Source organism: Dorea amylophila (assembly GCF_025567265.1).
GTDB classification, from domain to species: Bacteria; Bacillota; Clostridia; order Lachnospirales; family Lachnospiraceae; genus Dorea_A; species Dorea_A amylophila.
The window spans coordinates 1-22269 of the sequence record NZ_JAOQJW010000003.1; the positions used below are offsets into that span (position 1 = coordinate 1).

Sequence of the window (22269 nt, forward strand, 5' to 3'; positions counted from 1 at the left end):
AAGTTCGTTCCAGTTCAAGAAAACTACTAGCTTTCTTATCCCCTTTACTGTTTTAAGGTTCGACATTAAATGTCTGTTCTGAATAATTCTCTTTAGAATTTTCAGGGTTGTTGTCTATTGTTTAATTATCAAGGTTCTTTGTCTTCGCTGTTTGAAACAGCTTATTTAGATTATCATATTCATTGACGTTTGTCAAGAACTTTTTTAATCTTTTTTTTGACCAGCTTTTCAGCTGTCCGTCTGCCATCTCTTTCTCAAACATTTGTTTGTCTCAAGCGACAGCTTATTAAGAATATCACAAGCAGTTGTGTTTGTCAACTGTTATTTTATCTCTTTTTGATTTAACTCTTTTTCAGCTTAATTTCAATCTTTTCATCTCGCAAAAATGCTGACTTACCTGTAGGCAAGTCAGCACTTTATGTTCGCTTTAGATAATTTGTTGTCGGTATACTCCCTTGATCAATTATCTGAGTAACATGAATGCAATTAATCCAGCTACTACAATGATAGCAATTGCAAGAATAATGATCGGTGCTTTTGACATCTTCTCTTCTTCTTCGTCGTCGATATCATCATAATATTCATCCTCTAATTCTTCTCTGCGCTGCGGCTTCGGAGCTGGTTTCTTTTTCTTTTTCCCATCTCCTACTGCAAGGAGTTCATCATACGCATCACGCATTTCCTGTTCACGTTTTTCGCGTACTTCTTTTGGCGGTATATTCGAATACTTCTGTTCTTCAGGTTCCGGTTTTTCCGCTCTCTTCTGTACTTTATGAGCACTCTGTGGAATTTTGAACTTCTTTTTGCAATTATAGCACAACAGATAATTCGGATCTTTTTTTCCTGGTCTTAATTCCTGACCACATATTGGACACTTCATATGAATCTGTCCCTCCCCATAGTGTATTATTTCAAACTGTGCTTTGCGCCTTTCGGCCTTGTATATTCCATATACATTGACATTATACTACATCAATTTACAAATATCAATTTTTTATCCAAATTATTCCGATTGTTTTCCTAATGTTACTTCAACATCTTTTTTCTCGTATTCACCATTCTTATTCTGTGTCTGAATCGTAATTTTTACTTTTTCTCCTGCTTTATAATATTGAAGCTGTTCCTGCAATGCATCCATTCCATCTACGCTTGTTCCTTCGATTCCTGTAATAACGGCTCCTTTTGTAATGCCTGCTTTTTCTGCACCGCCACCGGAGATCACTTCTGATACATATACTCCTGTCGGCATATTATACATCTGTGCACTGTCTGCTGTTACATCTACACCTTTGATTCCAATGTAGCCTCTTTCGGATTCTGCTACCTTGGTTTTTGTCTTCTGATTCATCAGATTTGTGATCAGATCACTTACATCAGATACCGGAATCGCATATCCTATTCCCTCTACTGTTTCCGTTGCAATCTTTGCAGAATTGATTCCAATCACTTCTCCATTTGCATTCAGAAGAGCACCTCCGCTGTTTCCCGGATTGATAGCCGCATCTGTCTGAAGAAGTTTTCCATCGTAACTATCCATTGTGCGGTCTTTTGCAGATACAATACCTGTCGTTACTGACTGTCCGTATCCGAGAGCATTTCCGATCGCAATTACCTGATCTCCTACCTGTGTCTGATCTGAATTTCCCAGTGTTGCCACCGCAATTTTATCCATCGTAGAATCCTTGATCTCGCTTAACGGAACTGCCACAACTGCAAGATCCTTGTCTGAATCCGTACCTTTGATGTCAGCTTTCACGCTTTTCCCATCTATAAAGGTAACTGTCAGTGTACTGCTTCCTTCTACTACATGGTTATTGGTTGCAATCAGAAGTTCTGAATCGTTCTGTCCAATAATAATTCCAGAACCGGCACTTTCACTTTCCTGTTTCTGTGTACCACCGAAGAAATTCTGCACTTCCTGTACACTCATGTTTGTAATGGACACAATTGACGGCATCGCATTTTTAGTTACCTCTGTTACATTTGTGGTTCCTATTGAGCTGTTGGTTGAAGTTGTCAGTTTTGCATTGCTGGTCGTTGTTGTCTTAGCTGTTTTATTCGTTGTCTGTGTTGTACCAAGAACTTTTCCTGCCACAATATTACTCGTCTGAAATGCAGCACTTGCAACCACTCCAAATACCAGTCCTGCACAGACCACCTTTGCCCATCTCGCTGCGCCTTTTCCTCTTTTTTTCTGCGGTTCTTTTCCCGGTTCCCCACCGCCGCCATAATTTCCCGTATTCATATTCTGATCGGTTGTATAATAATTATATTGATTTTCCATATCTTATTGCCCCTTTCATATCTTATATTGGTAGTGTACAGCGTAATTGTGTTTAATCTGTGATAAAACTAAGGAGATTTATTGATATTCCTTTAATTTTTCCAGCTTTACTCCCACATCACCCTTGAACTGTTTCCATGCATCTTCATGTTCTACAAAATATTTGGGGCAAATCTTTCCAGTCACATCATAATGACGTATAACATCATTTTCATTCAGATCGAACTTCAGACACAACCATGCGCAAAGATCTACCATAGACTGATACGTCTTTTGATTGAATTTTCCCGTTTCGTCCGGATGACAGCATTCTATCGACACTGTATCAATATTCCTGCTGTTTGAGGCATACGCCATCTCCCATGTTGGTACGCATTGAACAATCTCACCTTCCAGACCCACAACAAAATTACTGCTTGCTTTCGTAATGTGACTGTCCTTCAATCCTTCGAAATAATCCCGGTTATTCATAGCCGAAGCACCTGGATTTGCTGTATAATGAATCACAATTCCTGTAATCTTATTTGTTGCGATTCCCGCTCTGGAATACTCATTCGGCGTCAGCAGTTCTACGTCTATATCCGGTCTTACAGAATCTATGTAATCACTTTTATTTTCCGTATATTCTTCCGGCTGCTCCTGCTTTTTTAAAACCGTCACCGCACACAGTACAACTGTTATTATAATAAGAATGATCAGACCTTTTTTAGAATGGCTTCTCGTTTTTTTCATCTTTTCTCTCTTTTTTATCTATCCTTATATAGTACACTTTTATCTATTTTATCATTCATTTTTTAATGTACCCGAAAGAGATTCTTATGTTTTTATGAAAATTAGCAAAACCTATACGTTGTTGTTGTATCATATACTTCTCCGGCTTTTGTAATCGGAGATTCAAAATTATCTTTATGAATTGCATCCGGGAAATACTGCGTTTCAAAGCATATACCACAACCCTTTCCATAGACAGCTCCTTGCTTTCCCTTAGCTCCTGCCAGGAAATTGCCGGAATAGAACTGTATACCCGGAAGGTCTGTATATACTTCCATCTTAATACCTGTCTCTTCCGATTCGGCTGATGCCACTTTTCTGAATCCCGACCCGTTTAATACCCAGTTATGATCATAGCCGCCTGCCAGTTTCAATGGTTTATAATCTGCTCCGATCTCTTTTGCAACCTTTTTTCCTTCACGGAAATCCATTGGTGTGCCCTCTACAGGAATTACCGTTCCTGTTGGAATCAGTTCAGCATCCGTCTCTGTAAATGCATCTGCATCCAACCACACTTTTGCATTACATGCGGTTCCGGATGCATGTCCTGCCAGGTTGAAATAGCTGTGATTCGTCATGTTCAAAAGGGTATCCTGATCAGGAATTGCATAATAATGAATCTTTAATTCATTTTCTTCCGTAACTGTATAGGATACTTCTATCTTTACTTCTCCCGGGAATCCCTGATCCCCGTCCGGACTGACAAGCATAAATACTACATGTGTATCATCCTCCTCTTTTACACTCCACATTCTTTTATTATAGAAATCTGTTCCTCCATGAAGTGTATTTTCCCCGTTATCATTCTTCGTAAGCTCATATTTCTTGCCGTTCAGTTCGAATGCACCAGTTCCAATACGGTTTGCCACACGTCCGACAGTCGCTCCTACAGAATCTCCACCATTTTCATAATCCTCAAGTGTCTCGTAGCCCAATACGACATCCTGAGACTTTCCATTCTTATCCGGTACGTAAAGCTTCAGTAAAGCAGCTCCAAAATCAGATACAACTGCTTTCATTCCTTTGCTGTTTTTCAATATATAACAGCTTGCTGTTTCCCCGTTTCTCGTTGTTCCAAATTCTTTTTTCATATCCAGGCATCTCCCTTTTACTTTATTTTTTTTAATATTACTTGTGTATTTATTATGTGCATTTATATACCAAGCAGACTACCTAAATCTTATTATACTCTATATATTCATCTCTGAAAACCATGATATGAAGAATTTTCAGGATATTTTTTCTGATATTATTCATTTAAACTCTCTCTTTGCCAGACACATATAATACAAAAAGGCGCCGTTTTCACGACGCCCGAATCTTTTTTATTCGTCTACACTGTAGTTTGGTGCTTCTTTTGTAATATGAATATCATGAGGATGACTTTCTTTTAATGAAGCCGAAGAAATCTTCACGAATTTTCCTGTCTGTTTCAAATCCTCAATTGTTGGTGCTCCGCAATATCCCATACCTGAACGAAGACCACCCATTAACTGGAATACAGTATCTTCCACGCTTCCTTTGTAAGCAACACGTCCTTCGACACCTTCCGGAACCAGTTTTTTCGCATCTGTCTGGAAGTAACGATCTTTACTTCCGTTCTCCATTGCTGAGATAGATCCCATACCACGGTATACTTTATATTTTCTACCCTGGAATAATTCGAATGTTCCAGGACTCTCATCACATCCTGCAAAGATACTTCCCATCATACATACATTCGCTCCGGCTGCGATTGCTTTTGTCATATCTCCGGAGTACTTTATTCCTCCATCCGCAATGATCGGAATTCCATATTTGTCTGCCGCTTCATAGCAGTCCATAACTGCTGTGATCTGAGGAACACCAATACCTGCAATGATACGTGTTGTACAGATCGATCCAGGTCCGATTCCAACTTTTACCGCATCAACACCGGCTTTGATCAGATCTTCTGTTGCAGCTCCGGTAGCAACGTTACCTGCAATTACCTGCAGATCCGGGAATTTGCTCTTAATCATATCAACTGTATGAATAACATTTGCTGAATGTCCGTGTGCTGAATCCAAAACAACCACATCAACCTTTGCATCTACCAGAGCCTTTGCTCTCTCAAGACAGTTTGCTGTAATTCCGATTGCAGCTCCGCAAAGCAGACGTCCCTGCGCATCTTTTGCAGATAATGGATATTTAATCTGTTTTTCAATATCCTTAATTGTGATCAAACCTTTCAGGTTGAAGTCTTTATCTACGATCGGAAGTTTTTCCTTTCTGGCTTTTGCAAGAATCTTCTTTGCTTCTTCCAGAGTAATTCCTTCCGGTGCTGTGATCAACCCTTCCGAAGTCATTGACTCTCTGATTTTCTTTGAAAAGTCTTCTTCAAATTTCAAATCACGGTTTGTGATAATACCAACTAATTTTTTTCCCTCTGTGATCGGCACACCTGAGATTCTGAACTTTGCCATCAGATTGTTGGCATCTTCCAGTGTATTATCCGGTGATAAATAAAATGGATCTGTAATAACACCGTTTTCTGAACGTTTTACCTTATCCACTTCCTCAGCCTGCTGTTCAATAGACATATTTTTATGGATAATTCCGATCCCCCCCTGTCTGGCCATTGCAATTGCCATACGGTGCTCGGTAACAGTATCCATTCCGGCACTCATCATCGGAATATTTAACTTAATTTTCTTAGTCAGGTAAGTAGATAAATCCACCTGGTTCGGAATTACTTCTGAGTACGATGGAACTAAAAGCACATCATCAAATGTAATACCTTCTCCAATTATCTTTCCCATGATTTCTTCCTCTCTTTCTTTTGCATATTCATATTTAACAGCTATCTTAGCGAATCATACCCATATTTGTCAACAGCTTTTAACATGTTTTTATTTTAATACAATCTTTTTTACATTTTACGTATTATTTTCTGATTACTTTTCTTGGTGCTTTTACAAAGAATCCTTCTATGATCGTCTCATTTGGCTCAAACAAAACTTTACACAGTTCTCCTTTGTTCGAAGCAATCAATGCATAGATTTCTGCATGATTTTTTCCTGATGTATAATCATATGTCCTGACCTTCTTATACTGCATTAATTCTACAGCTCCTACCGGTGCAAGAAGTTCCATCTGATCTGCATCTACAGAAAACATTCTTTTTCTTCTGGATTTGTTCATGATCTTGTCTATATCAAGATCTCCATTCACAAATACATACTCATACTCCACATTCATATTGCTGAATACCAGCACATCAACCACGATCATTACAACTGGAAAAATAATCCCCACCGGTATTGCAAAAACCAAAAGCACTGACAAAACCGTCAATACGATCAGCCCCGCTTTCTTAAGTGTATCCTTTGAGTCCGCCTGTTTTTTTATCAGCTGCTCTGTGTAAAAATCATCCATTTTTTCTTTCCTCCAAGTCTGCTTTAAGCTATGTCTATTGTAGCACACCTGAAGCAAAAAAGAAAACTCCTCTGACGAGGAGTTCTCAAAAATTTAATATTCTGTTACATCATACCCATACCCGGATTTCCTGCCGGTACAGCCGGTGCATCTTCTTTGATATCTGCTACAACAGATTCTGTTGTGAGAAGTGTAGAAGCAACAGATGTTGCGTTCTGCAGTGCACTTCTTGTAACCTTAGCAGGATCCAGAATTCCGTTTTCCACCATATCTACGTACTGTTCTGTCAGAGCATCAAATCCGGTTCCCACTTCTGATTCTCTTACCTTGTTAATGATAACAGCACCTTCCAGTCCTGCATTGGCTGAGATATGGAACAGTGGTGCTTCCAGAGCTTTCAGGACAACCTTTGCACCTGTTTTCTCGTCACCTTCCAGTCCGTCAATCGCTTCAGCAACTGCTTTGGACGCATGAATGTATGCAGATCCACCACCGGAAATGATACCTTCCTCTACTGCTGCTCTTGTGGCGTTCAAGGCATCTTCCATACGAAGTTTTGCTTCTTTCATCTCTGTCTCCGTTGCTGCTCCGACACGGATAACAGCTACGCCGCCTGCAAGTTTTGCAAGTCTTTCCTGAAGTTTTTCTCTGTCAAAGTCAGATGTTGTCTCTTCGATCTGTGCCTTGATCTGGGCAACGCGGTCTGCGATTGCATTCTTATCTCCCATACCATCAACAATTACTGTATTTTCTTTCTGTACCTTTACAGATTTTGCACGTCCAAGCTGATCCATGGTTGTATCTTTCAGTTCCATACCGAGTTCCTCAGAAATAACCTGACCACCTGTCAGTGTAGCAATGTCTTTTAACATTTCTTTTCTTCTGTCACCGTATCCAGGTGCTTTTACAGCTACAACATTGAATGTTCCACGCAGTTTATTAACGATCAGAGTTGTAAGTGCCTCTCCCTCAATATCTTCTGCGATAATAAGAAGTCTTGCTCCAGCCTGAACAATCTGCTCCAGAAGCGGAAGGATTTCCTGAATATTAGAAATCTTCTTATCTGTGATCAAAATATATGGATCATCCAGATTTGCTTCCATCTTATCCATATCTGTAGCCATATATGCAGATACATATCCACGGTCAAACTGCATACCTTCTACAAGATCCAGCTCTGTCTTCATAGTCTTAGACTCTTCGATCGTAATAACTCCGTCATTAGATACTTTCTCCATAGCATCTGCCACCATCTGTCCAACTTCAGCATCACCTGCAGAAATTGCTGCCACTTTTGCAATCTGATCTTTGTCTTTTACTTTGCTTGACATCTTCGCAATGGCTTCTACTGCCACATCTGTTGCTTTCTTCATTCCTTTACGGAGAATGATCGGATTTGCTCCTGCTTCCAGGTTCTTCATACCTTCATGAACCATTGCCTGTGCAAGTACAGTTGCTGTTGTAGTACCGTCTCCTGCTACATCATTTGTCTTAGAAGCAACTTCTTTGATCAGTTGTGCTCCCATATTTTCAAATCTGTCTTCCAGTTCAATCTCTTTTGCGATTGTTACACCGTCATTTGTGATCAGTGGTGCTCCGAAAGATTTATCCAGAACGACATTGCGTCCTTTTGGTCCGATTGTTACTCTTACTGTATCAGCGAGCTGATTAACACCAGCTTCCAGCGCTCTTCTTGCTTCTGCACCATATTTAATTTCTTTTGCCATTGGTATCTACCTCCTGAAATATATGAATTAATTGTACAATTACTCGCAGATGGCCAGAATATCATCCTGTTTTACAATGATATATTCCTCGTCATCAATCTCAACATTTGTTCCTGCATATTTGGAATAAATTACCTGCTGTCCTGTTGTAACATGCATCTCAACTTCTTTACCATTCACCATTCCACCTGGTCCTACAGCAATAACCTCTGCCTGCTGCGGTTTTTCCTTAGACTGTCCAGGAATCACGATTCCCGACTTTGTAGTCTCCTCTGCTACACACTGTTTTAATACAACTCTGTCACCTAATGGTACTAACTTCATATCTATTCCTCCTTAATTATTTCTGCATTATTAGCACTCAATAAAAGAGAGTGCTGAAAGATTCTAGATATAAAATAGCACTCTCCTTTTGGTTTGTCAACACACTTTCTATTTAGTTTAGAACTTTTTTATAAAATCCATTTTGAATTTTAAATTTCATAACCCTGCCTGCCTTGTTCCAGTAACGTTCTTTTAATATTCCTTTGCAGACTACAGGATCTTTCGGATCCTCTATGCTGCACTCATAGATTCCATCCAAAGAATAAAAGGTGAGTTCCGCCTCTTCCGATACCAGATACAACGTCTCCTCCTCTTCATCATATGCTATGATCTTGCATAAATATTCCGTTTCATCAAAAAAACTGTCTTCCAGAATTACGCGGTCCATTCTGAGTTTTGCCGTACATCCTCCATATTTCACTATCCGCATCCTCCTTTATACTGTGAAAAGGGTATCAGTTGCCCGATACCCTTTGTAGTTCTTATTATTTTGTACGTTCTGCTTTAATGCGGTCAAGTTCCGTAAATACATAATCATTGATTACTTTAATATACGTTCCTTTCATGCCGGAAGAACGGGATTCGATCACACCCGCACTTTCGAATTTTCTCAGAGCATTGACAATTACCGATCTGGTAATTCCGACACGGTCTGCAATCTTACTTGCGACCAGAATTCCTTCCGCACCATCCAACTCATCAAATATATGAATGATTGCTTCCAATTCCGAATACGACAATGTACTGATTGCCGATTGTACAATATGCTCTTTTCTGGTTTCTTCTGCACTTTCTTCATTCACAGATCTTAACATCTCAAGACCAACAACCGTTGTTCCGTATTCACTCAAAATGATGTCATCAATCTCATACACTTTATCTTTTTTATAGATAAACAGTGTCCCGAGTCTTTCCCCTGCAATATCAATCGGCGTAATAATCGCCTGATAACCTTTGACAGCTTCTTCGGAAAATCCCAATGTCTGAAGATTTACATTTTCTTTTGTTGATAAGATACTAAGCAGCCGCTCATTCAGCATATCATCTACATGTTTTCCGATTTCTCTCTCGATCAATTCGGTAATGTAAGGCACACCTTCGCATTTGCTTCCGCCAAGCACTTTTCCTTTTTTACTGATCACTAATACGTTCGAATTTAAAATTTCTGTAAGGACTTCGCAGATATCATTGAAGACAACTTTACTCGAACTATTGTTATGCAGTAATTTGTTGATTTTTCTGGTTTTATCCAACAATTGTACGCCCATTTACATTCCTCCATCCTTATGAATGTATATTATCATACAATTCTGAAATATTCAACGAATATCATTAATTATCCTTATTATTTTCAATATTTTCTACATATCCACACTGTTCATCGCTGCAAACCAGTTTATTTCCTTTTTCCAGCATGTATTTACCACATCTCGGACATTTTTTTGTCGATGGCTTCTGCCATGACATAAATTCACATTCCGGGTTATCCTCGCAGCCGTAATATCGTCTTCCCTTTTTCGTCTTCCGGATTACCACATCTTTACCACAGACAGGGCATGGTACACCTATCTTTTCCAGATATGGTTTCGTGTTACGGCAGTCAGGGAATCCCGGGCATGCAAGGAATTTTCCATGCGGGCCATATTTGACAACCATATTGCGGCCGCACTCCTCACAGATCACATCTGTCACTTCATCTTCAATCTTCACCTGTTCCAGTTCTGTCTCGGCTTTTTCCACTGCTGCCTCCAGATCCGGATAAAAATTCTCGATGATTGTCTTCCATCTGACTTTTCCTTCCGCAACGCCATCCAGAAGGCTCTCCATATTTGCCGTAAAGTTCACATCCACAATACTCGGGAAGGACTGTTTCATAATATTATTCACTACTTCTCCGATTTCCGTCAGATACAAATTCTTATTCTCTTTTGCCACATAGCGCCTTGCAATGATCGTAGAAATTGTCGGCGCATATGTACTTGGACGCCCGATTCCAAGTTCTTCCAGTGTCTTAACCAATGTTGCCTCTGTATAATGTGCCGGTGGTTGTGTAAAATGCTGCTTACTGTTCAGACTTTCTTTCGTAAGGACAGAATCCATATCCAGCCCTTTTAACAGCACATTGTTCTCTTCTTTTGTCTCGCCGGCTTCCGTATATACACTGCGGAACCCTTCAAAAACAATCTTGGATGCAGCAACTGTAAAACGATACTGTCCTGCGGCAATCTTTACAGAAGTCGTCTCGTATCTGGCCGGCTGCATTCTGCTGGCAATAAAACGTTTCCATACAAGCTGGTACAGACGGAACTGGTCACGGCTTAAGAATTCTTTCACTGCTGCCGGTGTTCTGGTTACATCTGTCGGACGGATCGCCTCATGTGCATCCTGAATGATCTTCTTGTCTGAAGATTTCTTAACGTCTCCGTCGGAAACATACTCTTCACCGAAGCCTTCCCTGATATATTCTCTTACTGTTGCATCCGCTTCCTCTGAGATACGGGTAGAATCCGTACGCAGGTATGTGATCAATCCCACAGTACCACTGCCTTTGATATCCACACCCTCATATAACTGCTGGGCAATACGCATGGTCTTGGCTGTTGCAAAATTCAATGCCTTGGATGCTTCCTGCTGCAACGTACTGGTTGTAAACGGTACCGGTGCCTTCTTGGTACGTTCTCCTTTTTTTATATCGGCAACAGAATACTCCGCATTTTCTACTTCTTTCATGATCTCGTCCAGTTCTTCCCTGGATGAGATTGTCATCTTACTCTTTTCTGTACCATAGAACTTAGCAGTCAGAAGTTTTCTTTCTCCTTTGACCTTCAGATCCGCATCCAGTGTCCAGTATTCTTCCGGAATAAAAGCATTGATCTCTTCTTCTCTGTCTGCGATAATACGCAATGCAACCGACTGTACACGTCCGGCACTTAATCCTCTCTTAACCTTTGCCCACAGGAGCGGACTGATCTTGTAACCTACAATTCTGTCCAGTACACGGCGTGCCTGCTGCGCATCCACCAGATCCATATCGATTTCTCTTGGATTCTTAAGCGACGCTTTTACTGCATTCTTAGTAATCTCATTAAAACTGATTCGATAAACCTTCTTATCTTCTAATTTCAAAGCTTTACTCAGATGCCAGGATATTGCTTCTCCCTCCCGGTCCGGGTCAGTTGCAAGATATATCTTGTCCGCCTTTTTGACTTCCTTACGAAGCTTCGCAAGAATCTCTCCCTTTCCTCTGATCGTTATATACTTTGGTTCGTAATCATTTTCAATGTCGATACCCATCTGGCTTTTGGGCATATCTCTCACATGACCGTTCGATGCGGTCACTACATAATTACTTCCTAAGAACTTCTTAATGGTCTTCACCTTTGCAGGTGACTCCACGATTACCAGATAGCGTGCCATAATTTCCTCCATAATACCGACCGTCCTTACAACAGCCTTATATAATAATTTCTGGATACTTCTTCTGCGTATCCTTTCAATTCCAAAGTAATCAGTCTTTCCATCAATTCTGAAATAGAAAGTTCTGTTTCTTTCATCAGTTCATCGATTCCTTTCGGGAACAAATCGAGACAACTATACACCATACGCTCAGGACTTTCAAGCATTTTTTCATTTTTGTTATTTTTTTGTCCAATTTGCATCCGATTCAGATTCCATTCATCCATCAGTTCTTCCGGTGTGATCAGTATTCCCGCTCCCTGCCGGATCAGTCTGTGACATCCCTGGCTCAACGCACTTGTCACCGGTCCCGGAAGTGCATAGACATCCTTCCCCTGATCCAGTGCAAAATCTGCAGTGATCAAAGATCCGCTCTTTTCTTTTGCCTCTATCACCAGTATCCATTCCGCCAGTCCACTGATAATCCGGTTCCGCATCGGAAAATTTCTTGCAAGTGGTTCGGTTCCGGGTGGAAATTCCGATATGATTCCGCCTTTTTTTTGAATGTCCATATATAATCCGATATTTTCTCTTGGATAACACACATCCACTCCGCATCCCAGAACAGCAAACGTTGTTCCGTCTCCGTTCAAAGCACCTCTCTGCCCTGCTCCGTCGATTCCTCTCGCCATACCGCTTATCACCTGTACTCCTGCATGCCCAAGACATTTCCCATACTGCAATGCCATTTGTTCTCCATATGAAGTACAATTCCTGGCCCCTACGATTGCTGCGCTTTTCACATTTTCATCCGGCAGCGATCCAAGTACGTACAAGGCGTACGGGGGATCTGTGATCACTTTCATTTTTTTCGGATAATCATCCGAAAAATACGGCACAAATTTTATCTTCTTTTTCACGGATTTTTCCCATTGCATTTCGAGATTAACTGTTTTCTTTGCTTTTTTCAGTCTCTCTATATCCTTCTCATTCAGAAATGTATGTTTCTTCAAATTAGTTTCTTCTATATAATATATTGCTTTTCCATTTCCATATACCTCTCTTAATTTTCTTTTTTTCAGATTCGAAATACCTTCTATCCCAGCCAGCCAGTATTCATATATCATTCACATCCTCCTAACGTCCCCAGTACTTCTTATCCAGTGACCGGTAAGCAATAGCTTCTTTTAAATGTTTCTCCTTTACCTTCTCACTGTAATCCAGATCTGCAATTGTCCTTGCCACACGCAGGATCTTATGATAGGTCCTTGCCGTAAGCCCGATTCTTTCAAATGCAAGCTCCATCATCTTTTTTTCGCGCTCTCCCAGTTCTACGTAATGTCCGATCTCCTGCGGTCCTAATACTGCATTTGTTCTGATATCTGTTCCTTTATATCTTTCCTTCTGTATATTCCTTGCATCCGTCACTCTGCGGCGTATCGTCTCAGATGTCTCTTCCCCTTCCAGATCTTTCCGTTCTCCGTCCAGATCCCGGTATACAACTTTCGGAGTCTCTATGCAGATATCCATACGATCCAGGAACGGCTGGCTGATCTTGCCAAGGTATTTCTGAATCTGCCCGGGTGTGCAGGAACATTTCTGCACATCCGGATAATTTCCGCATGGACACGGGTTCATTGCTGCTACCAGCATGAATTCCGCCGGAAATGTAAAGTTCCCATAATTTCTCGCAATATGAATCTGATGTTCTTCCAATGGCTGTCTTAGTACTTCCAGAACATTTCTTGGAAATTCCGCAAGTTCATCAAGAAACAGCACACCTCCGTGTGCCATACTGATCTCCCCGGGCATCGGTATTCTTCCGCCCCCTGTCAGCGCTGTTCTGGTGATTGTATGATGAACATTACGAAACGGGCGCTGTGTGATCAGCGGATATTCCTGATCCACCAGCCCCAATACACTGTAGATCTTCGTAATTTCCAGACTTTCTTCCCATGACAGTTCCGGTAAAATGGTTGCGATCCGCTTTGCGATCATCGTTTTTCCGGATCCAGGTGATCCAGCCATTAACAGATTGTGCCCTCCTGCCACTGCAATTTCTGCTGCACGTTTCACCGCTTTCTGTCCGCAGATATCCGCAAAATCTTCTCTGGTTCTATGTTGTCTGTTTTTTTCATTTTCTTTTTTCTCCCTTTTAGACTTTTCCGAACGCGCAGCTCCGTTCAGATACGCACAGAGTTCCTCCAGATTATCTGCCGGTAGAATCTCGATTCCTTTTACGAGTCTTCCTTCTGTCTCATTCTCTCCGGGCAGGATAAAGCTTTTACATCCTTGTTCTTTCGCCTCTATCACCATCGGCAGAACTCCCGGTACACCTCTTATTTTCCCCTCCAGACTTAATTCCCCTGTTACGATCACCCGTTCCATTGCTTCTTCCGGTATATACCCCATAGCTGTCAGCACCGCCAGAGCAATCGGCAGATCAAACGATGCCCCTTTTTTCCGGACAGTTGCCGGCGCAAGATTGACAATGATCTTCTTTGCCGGAAGTTTCATCCCCGAATTGCGGATTGCTGTTCTCACCCGTTCTGATGCCTCTTTCACTTCCGAAGACAGATATCCCACCATATGGAACATCGGAAGTCCGTTACTTACATCCGCTTCCACACGGATCATCTCTACCCCCAGTCCCTGAACTGAAGCAGATAAAACTGTACAAAATGCCATCTGCACACTCCTTTCCATACCAGACCATGCAGAACCTGTCCTTATATAAGCATCTTTTCTGCCTTATTTGTCCGGCACTCATATAAAATTGTTTTGATATAGTTGATAACTTGACCGATTCGGTCATCTACAGAATCCGCCACTGGCGGTCCAGATTTAGAAAACGAAAAAGAATAGTCTGTACTTGATCACTCATCTTCGTTAAATGTGCAATCATCATAGCCTATTCTTTCCGCCGTGTCAATATTTTTCTAATTTCACTTTCATTTTACTTTTTGATTTTCTATCCATGCGTCCAAGCACGATGCTAAAGATTCCACTTAATATCAGCAAAAAATAAAAGCTGATCCCCCGATTCACCAGTACTGCCGCTGCCACCGGAACAGAAGTAAAGATACCTGCAAACAACTTTACGAATGAGAATTCACTAATTCCCTCAGCTCCCGGGAACGGAAGAAGTGCTGTAGTCATATACAAAATGATCTGATGCAGAAACATACTTCCATAAGAACTGCCGGACTCTCCCATTGCATGATACACTGCCCATGGAACACTGAACCAGCAGATGATCTGGATCAGACTGACTGTTGTCACTTTTAACGCAAGTACCGGATCCCTTTTAAAAAACAATTTACAATCTTCAAAATCACGAACAATCTCGTCCATCTTAGCGCCCAATCTCTTCTTATTCCCAAACGGGAGTTTCATGATCAGGAAACGTATTCCATTTACAATCTTCTTTTTCAGACCTTCGGATAACATTATGACCACCAGTGCTGCTATAAAAATCAGATTCATCAGATACCCGAGAGCCGCCAATGCCAGCATCATCTTATTCAGACGTATCCTTCCCGTCAGTATCCAGAACGTTGCTACATTTTCCATCAGAAATGCTGCAATCTGAAAACTGGTGAGTTCTGTCAGAAGAGCCATCGTTCCATGTGCCACATGGATATTATCCTTATTCATCACATATAACTGTACCGGCTGTCCGCCTGTTGCAGATGGGGTGATCGAACTGAAAAAATAGCCGGTATAAGCATATTTCATACCCTGTCTGAAACTTACCTGATATCCAAATGAATTCAATACGCTCCTCAGATTGATCGCTTCCGCGATATTAAATACCGCCGCCAGTATAAGCCCTGCTGCCATCCATTGCGGCTTCGCACTTTTCATGGCATTCCACACAGATTCCATATCTGCACCCTTCAAAATAACGAAACATACCAACAGTGCTAAAACCGGAAATAAAACCATATACTTTTTAATCGATCTCTGACTCACCTGCTGTTCCATATTTTTCTTCTATCCTTCTGAATTCATACCCCTGCGCTTTCAACAATGGGATTGCTTTTTTCAATGCTTCTATCGTTCTTCCCGGTGCTCCGTTCTCCCCTCTGCCGTCATGCAGACAGATAACCGCACCCGGAAAGACTCTTCTTAATATCTTATTGCAGATACTGTCCGGGGTCTCTTTCGCTGACCAGTCCTGTGCCATCACATCCCAGAATACCAGATTCAGATGCAGCTTCCGTATCCAGAACAGACTTGCCAGGTTCAGATGTCCCCACGGTGGTCTGTACCATTTCACTGCAATATCCATCTTCTCCATAATCTTTTTCGATTCTTTCACATCCCGGCCAGTTCTTCCCGGTCCGGAAAGCATCGCACTTTCGTGGCTCAACGAATGTATTCCGACCTGGTATCCGCTCTTTCTCATCCGTTCCACGATCCCGCGATGCTTCCGAGCAGATCCTGCGACCATGAAAAATGCTGCCGGAATCTGTTCCTTCTCCAGAAAATCGAGTAATATATTCGTATATACTGTATCCGGACCGTCATCAAATGTCAGGTACAAAACCTTCTCTTCCCGGGATGCCCTCTGTCTGCTTCTGAAAATCCAACGGTATTTCAGCAAATACGTCGGAATCACACTATAACTCAGTGCTGCGGCACAGGCCAGTCCCAGCTTTGCAGTCTTTGGTATATTCATTATGCCGCCATCCTTTCTTCCATGATCCCTACTGCCTCATCCAATGATACTTCTATCATCTCTTTACAGGCACGCCTTACATTTCCGGTCATTTCTTCCATCATTTTTTCATCACTTAACAGCTTTTCCAGTTCCGGAATATAGTCTTCACGTCTGCCCCATATGACTTTGGCAAATCCTTTTTCTGCCGCATACCTTGCATTATTCATCTCCTGCTCCAGAAACGGGTGGATGACAAATAGCGGAACCTGACTGTGCAGAATTTCAAACAACGTAATTCCACCTGCTTTTGTAATCACAAGGTCTGCCCCACGCATATATCTGCTGATATTTTCCGTGTATCCAAGTACTTCCACATCCTCATAGCGGTTCACCCATTCCTCATACATCTTATGATTTTTTCCGGTAATGACTACGCTCTCAACGCCTTGCATGCTATGTAATTTTTCAAGCAATTCTTTCAGATCCGGCATCAGCCCAAGTCCGCCTCCCATAATGAGCACCCTGCGTGTTCTGTTTCTTTCCCGTTTCTGACGGTAATCTGCATCCAGGAACTGCTGGCGAACCGGAATTCCTGTCACAAGAATATCTTCCGCCCTGGTCCCCTCCTTCATCAGATGCCTTTTGATCTCCTGTGTCGGAACAAGATAGATGTCTGTCTGTGGTGCTGTCCACTCCGGATGCATACTGATATCTGTGATGCAGGTCACAAGTGGTGTTTTAAGCCCTGTCTTTTCTTTATAGGATGCAATTGCTTTTACACACATCGGATGTGTACAGACGATCACATCTGGTTGTTCTCCATCCATGATCTTCTTTAACCTTTTATAGCGTGCCTTTCCCCTTGGCTGTATTTCTACCTTCATCCTTCCGGACATTTTGTAGATAAAATTATAAATCCCGTAACAGTGCTCTACCATCATGCGGAATCCACCGAAAATGAATTTACTGATATGTGGATATAACTCTTCCAGAAGATCTTTTTTTTCAATTTCTGCCTGTTCATCTATTTTCCGGAACTGTTCGCAGATCGCATTGGCTGCCATCTCATGTCCCATTCCAAATCTACCACTTAACACCAGTACTTTCATAACTGCCACCCTTTCTCACATACCATTTTGCATGCCTCTTTCTTATGGTGTTAAGTATAGACTTTGATTCTTAAAATAACGGATATAGAATTCTAAAGATTTTTTAAAGACTTTTCTAAGAAGTGAAAAAGTTTCTTAATTTTTCAATCGCACTCTTCTCAATTCTTGATACATACGATCTGGAAATGCCGAGCATTGCTGCAATTTCCCGCTGTGTATATTCCTCTTCATTATACAGGCCGTACCGCAGCTTCAGTACCATTCGTTCTCTCTGAGACAATACCGATTCCACCTGCTGATACAGACGGATCACGTCTTCCTTACGTTCCAGTCTTCGGTAGACATCTTCTTCATTCATCTCAATCACATCAAATAATTGTATCTCATTGCCTTCCCGATCCGTTCCGATCGGTTCATACAAAGATACTTCTTTTGAACTTTTTTTCTTACCTCTCAAGTACATCAATACTTCATTTTCGATGCACCTTGCTGCATACGATGCAAGCCTTGCGCTCTTATCCGGATCAAACGTTACAACAGCCTTCATAAGCCCGATGGTTCCGATCGACAGAAGGTCTTCCATCTCTTCCGGAGGCGGCTGGTACTTTTTCACGATATGTGCAACCAGACGCAGATTCCGTTCTATTAGAATGTGCTTTGCTTCCAGATCACCCTCTGTATATTTCTGCATATAGTACTTTTCTTCCGCTGCTGTCAATGGTTGGGGAAATGACTTCAAGACAAAGCACCTCTTAGGCAGATTTATTATATTCTATGCAAAAAGCAGTGATTCTGTGCTTTTCCATTTTTGCACTGAATCACTGCTTTCTCTGTTACTTGTCTGCCCTATTCCGTTACACCTTCCTGGCGTCTTAAAATATCATATACGGAAGCTTCTCCGCTTAATGCCACATACAGCACCTGCTTTGGATGCGGCGCACTCTCCTGCTCCTGCCCATCCTCATCTATGATCTTTTCCACCGTTACTTCTACGTTCTGTCCGTCCGGTTTCATAATCTCGACAGTCTCACCTACAGAGAACTTATTTCTCTGTTCGATGCGGTACATGCCATCTTTAATCCCGCCGATAATCCCAAGATAAGTGTACTCTTTGATATACGTGTTACTATCGTAGATCTGGCTCTCGTCACCCGGTTTTCCAAAATAAAATCCTGTCGTAAACTGACGATACGTACAGTTCGAAATCTGATCCCTGTACCAAGGCATATTCGCCTCATATTTCTTCGGATTCTCCAGATAATCATCGATCGCCTTGCGGTAAGTTCTTGCAACCGTCGCCACATACAGAGCCGTCTTCATACGTCCCTCAATCTTAAAACTATCAATTCCCGCATCGATCATTTCCGGAATGTGTTCAATCATACACAGATCCTTGGAGTTGAAAATGTATGTTCCTCTTTCATTCTCATACACCGGCATATATTCGCCCGGTCTTGTCTCTTCTACCACGGAATATTTCCAACGGCACGGATGTGTACAGGCACCCTGATTGGCATCTCTTCCCGTAAAGAAATTGCTCAGCAGGCATCTTCCGGAATAAGAAATACACATTGCCCCATGGATAAAACTTTCAATCTCCATCTCTGCCGGGATATGCGCACGGATCTCTCTGATTTCTTTTAATGAAAGTTCTCTGGCTGTTACCACACGCTTTGCCCCCAGGTTCCACCAGAAGTTGAATGTTCCATAGTTCGTGTTATTTGCCTGTGTGCTGACATGTCTTTCTATCTCCGGACAGATTTCTTTTGCAAGCATGAAGATTGCCGGATCTGCAATGATCAGCGCATCCGGTCCGATCTCTTTTAGTTCTTTTAAATACTCTGCCGCACCTTCCAGGTCATCATTATGCGCAAGAATATTTACAGTGACATGGACTCTTGCTCCATGCTCATGCGCAAACTGCACGCCTTCTTTCATGTCTTCCATAGAGAAGTTCTTTGCCTTTGCACGAAGTCCAAATGCCTCTCCTCCGATATATACTGCATCTGCACCAAACATAACCGCAGTCTTCAACACTTCCAGACTGCTTGCAGGAATCAGTAATTCTGGATGTCTGTTTCTCATCTTATCGATTCTCCTTCTCCTCTTTTTTCTTCTTGATACTGAGTGCCACACCATCACCCAACGGGATGATCGATGTCTCCAGCACATTGCTGTGCTTTAATTCATAGAGGTAATCCCGCATACGGCTGTGGATGGTACGGTTCCGCCTCTCTACCGCAAATCTGGATTCTATGATATCCCCATCCTGTAATACGTTGTCTGACATCAGGATACCTCCATCCGAAAGCAGTCTTACTGCCTCCGGCATATAATGGATATACTGTCCCTTGGCCGCATCCATAAAGATAAAATCATACGGACCTTCCAGGGTCTTCATCACTTCCAGGGCATCCCCTTCGATCAGCGTGATCTGTTCTTCTTTCCCCGCCCGCTTAAAGTTGTTTCGCGCAATCGGGATTCTTTTTTCATAGTTTTCTATTGTTGTGATACGGCTTCCTTCCGGAAGATATTCACTCATTAAGATTGCCGAAAATCCGACTGCTGTGCCCACCTCCAGCACTCTGGCCGGGCGGTTCATTAACATCATTACCTTTAAGAAGCTCTGGGTTTCTTTGCGGATGATCGGTACGAAACTTTCCAATGCTTCCTGTTCGATTGCCTCTATCACAGGATTCTCCGGACGTTCCAACGACCGGATGTATGTAACCATACGTTCATCTACGATCATAGTATCTCTACCTCTGTTCTAACTGTTTATACCTGTTCTTTCCTGCAGTTTCTCTTAGGATTCTACAAGGAAACGAGCCGTACACTGTACAAAACCAGCCTCACACACTGTGTCGGAAGGCGCCGGTTTCGTACTATGTGGCGGCTCATTTTTTTCTTTTTTATACGTCCATAATGATCGGGAGGATCATTGGTCTTCTCTTGGTACGTTTCCAAATGAAATCGTTCATCGTATCACGTATCACAAGCTTGATCTTACTCCAGTCTGCGTTGCGCTGATGTGTCAGACAATCCTCCACTGCATCTGTAAGGACTTTTCTTGCCTCTTCCATCAGGCTTTCGGACTCTCTTACATAGACGAATCCACGCGATACAATATCCGGACCTGCAAGAAGCTGATTGCTTCCTTTTTCCAGTGTCAGTACAACAATCATAATACCGTCTTCCGCCAGATGCTGTCTGTCACGAAGAACAATATTTCCTACATCTCCTACACCAAGTCCGTCTACCAGAATCTCTCCTGTGTGTACATTGTCTACTACTTTTGCTTCCTTCTCACTGACTTCCAGAACATTACCGGATTTCAGGATGAAAATATTATCTTTTGGAATGCCAAGCATTCTGGCAATTCCCGCATTTGCTTTGAGGTGACGGTATTCTCCGTGAACCGGGATCGCATATTTCGGTTTTACCAGAGAATAGATCAGTTTCAGTTCTTCCTGACATGCATGACCGGATACATGTGCATCCTGGAAGATGACATTCGCTCCCTTAGCTGTCAGTTCATTGATTACCTTGGATACAGACTTTTCATTTCCAGGGATCGGATTCGAACTGAAGATGATCGTATCACCAGGCATGATCGTTACTTTCTTATGCACATCTGCTGCCATACGCGACAGAGCTGCCATAGATTCTCCCTGGCTTCCGGTTGTGATCAGAACGGTCTTCTCCGGCGGATAATTCTTAAGCTGATCGATCTCGATCAATGTCTTATCCGGAACATTTAAGTATCCCAGTTCCTGTGCAACCTGGATGATGTTCACCATGCTTCGTCCCTCTACGACCACCTTACGGTCATATTTACATGCCGTATTGATGATCTGCTGTACACGGTCTACATTTGACGCAAATGTTGCAATGATAATTCTGGTATCTTTATGCTCTGCAAAAACATGATCAAATGTGATACCTACTGTACGCTCTGACTGTGTAAATCCTGGTCTCTCGGCATTGGTACTATCTGACATCAGTGCCAGTACGCCTTTCTTGCCGATCTCTGCAAATCTCTGCAGATCGATCGCATCACCATATACCGGTGTATAATCTACTTTAAAGTCTCCTGTATGCACAACAATACCGGCCGGTGAATAGATTGCCAGTGCTGCCGCATCCTGAATACTGTGGTTTGTCTTAATAAATTCGATACGGAACTGTCCCAGATTGATCGACTGTCCGTGTCTGACAACTTTTCTTCTTGTACTGCGGAGCAGATTGTGTTCCGTCAGCTTTTTCTCAATGATTCCCATCGTAAGCTTTGTCGCATAGATAGGAAGATTCAGTTCTCTTAATACATAAGGAAGTGCACCGATATGGTCCTCATGTCCATGAGTGATTACAAATCCTTTTACTTTCTGAATGTTATCTTTCAGGTAGGTGACATCCGGAATGACCAGGTCGATTCCGAGCATATCCTCCTCCGGGAAAGATAATCCGCAGTCTACAACAATAATACTGTCTTCATACTCAAAAGCTGTGATGTTCATTCCGATCTTTTCCAGACCTCCGAGTGGAATGATACGCATTTTTCCATTGTTTTCTCTTTTCAAAATTACACCTCCACGT

Annotated in this window: 21 protein-coding genes; all 21 read right to left on the bottom strand. The window is 42.0% G+C overall.

Going from position 1 to position 22269, the window contains the following annotated elements; translation table 11 throughout:
• Positions 1–121: 121 nt before the first annotated feature.
• Entirely contained in the window at positions 122–262 is a 141-nt protein-coding gene (locus OCV72_RS01965) for a hypothetical protein (protein WP_155515193.1), read from the bottom strand.
• A 201-nt stretch (positions 263–463) separates the two neighbouring features.
• A complete protein-coding gene (locus OCV72_RS01970; protein WP_055281525.1) occupies positions 464–880 on the bottom strand; it encodes a hypothetical protein in 417 nt (138 codons plus the stop codon).
• A gap of 123 nt (positions 881–1003) precedes the next feature.
• Complete coding sequence (locus OCV72_RS01975; RefSeq protein WP_055281527.1) at positions 1004–2284, bottom strand: S1C family serine protease; 1281 nt, start codon at positions 2282–2284, stop codon at positions 1004–1006.
• A 78-nt stretch (positions 2285–2362) separates the two neighbouring features.
• Positions 2363–3016 (bottom strand): peptidoglycan recognition protein family protein, encoded by a 654-nt coding sequence (locus OCV72_RS01980; protein ID WP_055281529.1) that lies wholly within the window; start codon positions 3014–3016, stop codon positions 2363–2365.
• Positions 3017–3117: 101 nt separating this feature from the next.
• Entirely contained in the window at positions 3118–4146 is a 1029-nt protein-coding gene (locus OCV72_RS01985) for an aldose epimerase family protein (RefSeq protein ID WP_172677191.1), read from the bottom strand.
• Positions 4147–4380: 234 nt separating this feature from the next.
• Positions 4381–5835: an IMP dehydrogenase gene (guaB, locus tag OCV72_RS01990; RefSeq protein ID WP_028086975.1), complete on the bottom strand. Its 1455-nt coding sequence runs from the start codon at positions 5833–5835 to the stop codon at positions 4381–4383.
• A gap of 124 nt (positions 5836–5959) precedes the next feature.
• Entirely contained in the window at positions 5960–6451 is a 492-nt protein-coding gene (locus tag OCV72_RS01995) for a DUF6106 family protein (protein WP_055281534.1), read from the bottom strand.
• Between the two features lie 104 nt (positions 6452–6555).
• Positions 6556–8178, bottom strand: a complete 1623-nt coding sequence (gene groL, locus OCV72_RS02000) for a chaperonin GroEL (RefSeq protein ID WP_055281536.1) — start codon at positions 8176–8178, stop codon at positions 6556–6558.
• A gap of 39 nt (positions 8179–8217) precedes the next feature.
• Positions 8218–8502 (bottom strand): co-chaperone GroES, encoded by a 285-nt coding sequence (locus OCV72_RS02005; protein WP_028086978.1) that lies wholly within the window; start codon positions 8500–8502, stop codon positions 8218–8220.
• Positions 8503–8614: 112 nt separating this feature from the next.
• Positions 8615–8923, bottom strand: coding sequence for a hypothetical protein (locus OCV72_RS02010; RefSeq protein WP_226851666.1), 309 nt, complete (start codon positions 8921–8923; stop codon positions 8615–8617).
• Between the two features lie 64 nt (positions 8924–8987).
• Positions 8988–9770 (bottom strand): GTP-sensing pleiotropic transcriptional regulator CodY, encoded by a 783-nt coding sequence (gene codY, locus OCV72_RS02015; protein WP_055281541.1) that lies wholly within the window; start codon positions 9768–9770, stop codon positions 8988–8990.
• Between the two features lie 64 nt (positions 9771–9834).
• Positions 9835–11919 (bottom strand): type I DNA topoisomerase, encoded by a 2085-nt coding sequence (gene topA, locus OCV72_RS02020; protein ID WP_055281744.1) that lies wholly within the window; start codon positions 11917–11919, stop codon positions 9835–9837.
• A 26-nt stretch (positions 11920–11945) separates the two neighbouring features.
• Entirely contained in the window at positions 11946–13025 is a 1080-nt protein-coding gene (gene dprA / locus OCV72_RS02025) for a DNA-processing protein DprA (protein WP_055281543.1), read from the bottom strand.
• Positions 13026–13035: 10 nt separating this feature from the next.
• The gene (locus OCV72_RS02030) at positions 13036–14586 is read right to left on the bottom strand and encodes a YifB family Mg chelatase-like AAA ATPase (RefSeq protein ID WP_055281545.1); all 1551 of its coding nucleotides are present in this window, start codon (positions 14584–14586) and stop codon (positions 13036–13038) included.
• A gap of 240 nt (positions 14587–14826) precedes the next feature.
• Positions 14827–15885: a lysylphosphatidylglycerol synthase transmembrane domain-containing protein gene (locus tag OCV72_RS02035; protein WP_055281547.1), complete on the bottom strand. Its 1059-nt coding sequence runs from the start codon at positions 15883–15885 to the stop codon at positions 14827–14829.
• Positions 15854–16582, bottom strand: a complete 729-nt coding sequence (locus OCV72_RS02040; protein ID WP_055281549.1) for a polysaccharide deacetylase family protein — start codon at positions 16580–16582, stop codon at positions 15854–15856. The genes OCV72_RS02035 and OCV72_RS02040 overlap by 32 nt, the downstream gene beginning before the upstream one ends.
• Positions 16582–17673, bottom strand: a complete 1092-nt coding sequence (locus OCV72_RS02045; protein ID WP_055281552.1) for an MGDG synthase family glycosyltransferase — start codon at positions 17671–17673, stop codon at positions 16582–16584. Before OCV72_RS02045 ends, OCV72_RS02040 begins: the two co-directional genes overlap by 1 nt.
• Positions 17674–17788: 115 nt before the next feature.
• Entirely contained in the window at positions 17789–18412 is a 624-nt protein-coding gene (gene sigK, locus OCV72_RS02050; protein ID WP_028086987.1) for an RNA polymerase sporulation sigma factor SigK, read from the bottom strand.
• A gap of 107 nt (positions 18413–18519) precedes the next feature.
• Positions 18520–19758 carry a peptidase U32 family protein gene (locus OCV72_RS02055; RefSeq protein WP_055281554.1) on the bottom strand — a complete coding sequence of 413 codons (1239 nt, stop codon included), beginning with the start codon at positions 19756–19758 and terminating at the stop codon, positions 18520–18522.
• Between the two features lies 1 nt (position 19759).
• The gene (locus tag OCV72_RS02060) at positions 19760–20425 is read right to left on the bottom strand and encodes an O-methyltransferase (RefSeq protein ID WP_055281556.1); all 666 of its coding nucleotides are present in this window, start codon (positions 20423–20425) and stop codon (positions 19760–19762) included.
• A 160-nt stretch (positions 20426–20585) separates the two neighbouring features.
• A complete protein-coding gene (locus OCV72_RS02065) occupies positions 20586–22253 on the bottom strand; it encodes a ribonuclease J (RefSeq protein ID WP_055281559.1) in 1668 nt (555 codons plus the stop codon).
• Positions 22254–22269: the final 16 nt, after the last annotated feature.

Coding starts and splice junctions, on each gene's coding strand:
- OCV72_RS01980 (WP_055281529.1), bottom strand. CDS start 3,016: ATGAAAAAAACGAGAAGCCATTCTAAAAAAGGTCTGATCATTCTTATT.
- OCV72_RS01995 (WP_055281534.1), bottom strand. CDS start 6,451: ATGGATGATTTTTACACAGAGCAGCTGATAAAAAAACAGGCGGACTCA.
- OCV72_RS02060 (WP_055281556.1), bottom strand. CDS start 20,425: ATGATCGTAGATGAACGTATGGTTACATACATCCGGTCGTTGGAACGT.
- OCV72_RS01975 (WP_055281527.1), bottom strand. CDS start 2,284: ATGGAAAATCAATATAATTATTATACAACCGATCAGAATATGAATACG.
- codY (WP_055281541.1), bottom strand. CDS start 9,770: ATGGGCGTACAATTGTTGGATAAAACCAGAAAAATCAACAAATTACTG.
- dprA (WP_055281543.1), bottom strand. CDS start 13,025: ATGATATATGAATACTGGCTGGCTGGGATAGAAGGTATTTCGAATCTG.
- OCV72_RS01985 (WP_172677191.1), bottom strand. CDS start 4,146: ATGAAAAAAGAATTTGGAACAACGAGAAACGGGGAAACAGCAAGCTGT.
- OCV72_RS02040 (WP_055281549.1), bottom strand. CDS start 16,582: ATGAATATACCAAAGACTGCAAAGCTGGGACTGGCCTGTGCCGCAGCA.
- OCV72_RS01965 (WP_155515193.1), bottom strand. CDS start 262: ATGTTTGAGAAAGAGATGGCAGACGGACAGCTGAAAAGCTGGTCAAAA.
- OCV72_RS02045 (WP_055281552.1), bottom strand. CDS start 17,673: ATGAAAGTACTGGTGTTAAGTGGTAGATTTGGAATGGGACATGAGATG.
- OCV72_RS02055 (WP_055281554.1), bottom strand. CDS start 19,758: ATGAGAAACAGACATCCAGAATTACTGATTCCTGCAAGCAGTCTGGAA.
- guaB (WP_028086975.1), bottom strand. CDS start 5,835: ATGGGAAAGATAATTGGAGAAGGTATTACATTTGATGATGTGCTTTTA.
- groL (WP_055281536.1), bottom strand. CDS start 8,178: ATGGCAAAAGAAATTAAATATGGTGCAGAAGCAAGAAGAGCGCTGGAA.
- OCV72_RS02005 (WP_028086978.1), bottom strand. CDS start 8,502: ATGAAGTTAGTACCATTAGGTGACAGAGTTGTATTAAAACAGTGTGTA.
- topA (WP_055281744.1), bottom strand. CDS start 11,919: ATGGCACGCTATCTGGTAATCGTGGAGTCACCTGCAAAGGTGAAGACC.
- OCV72_RS02035 (WP_055281547.1), bottom strand. CDS start 15,885: ATGGAACAGCAGGTGAGTCAGAGATCGATTAAAAAGTATATGGTTTTA.
- OCV72_RS02030 (WP_055281545.1), bottom strand. CDS start 14,586: ATGGCATTTTGTACAGTTTTATCTGCTTCAGTTCAGGGACTGGGGGTA.
- OCV72_RS01970 (WP_055281525.1), bottom strand. CDS start 880: ATGAAGTGTCCAATATGTGGTCAGGAATTAAGACCAGGAAAAAAAGAT.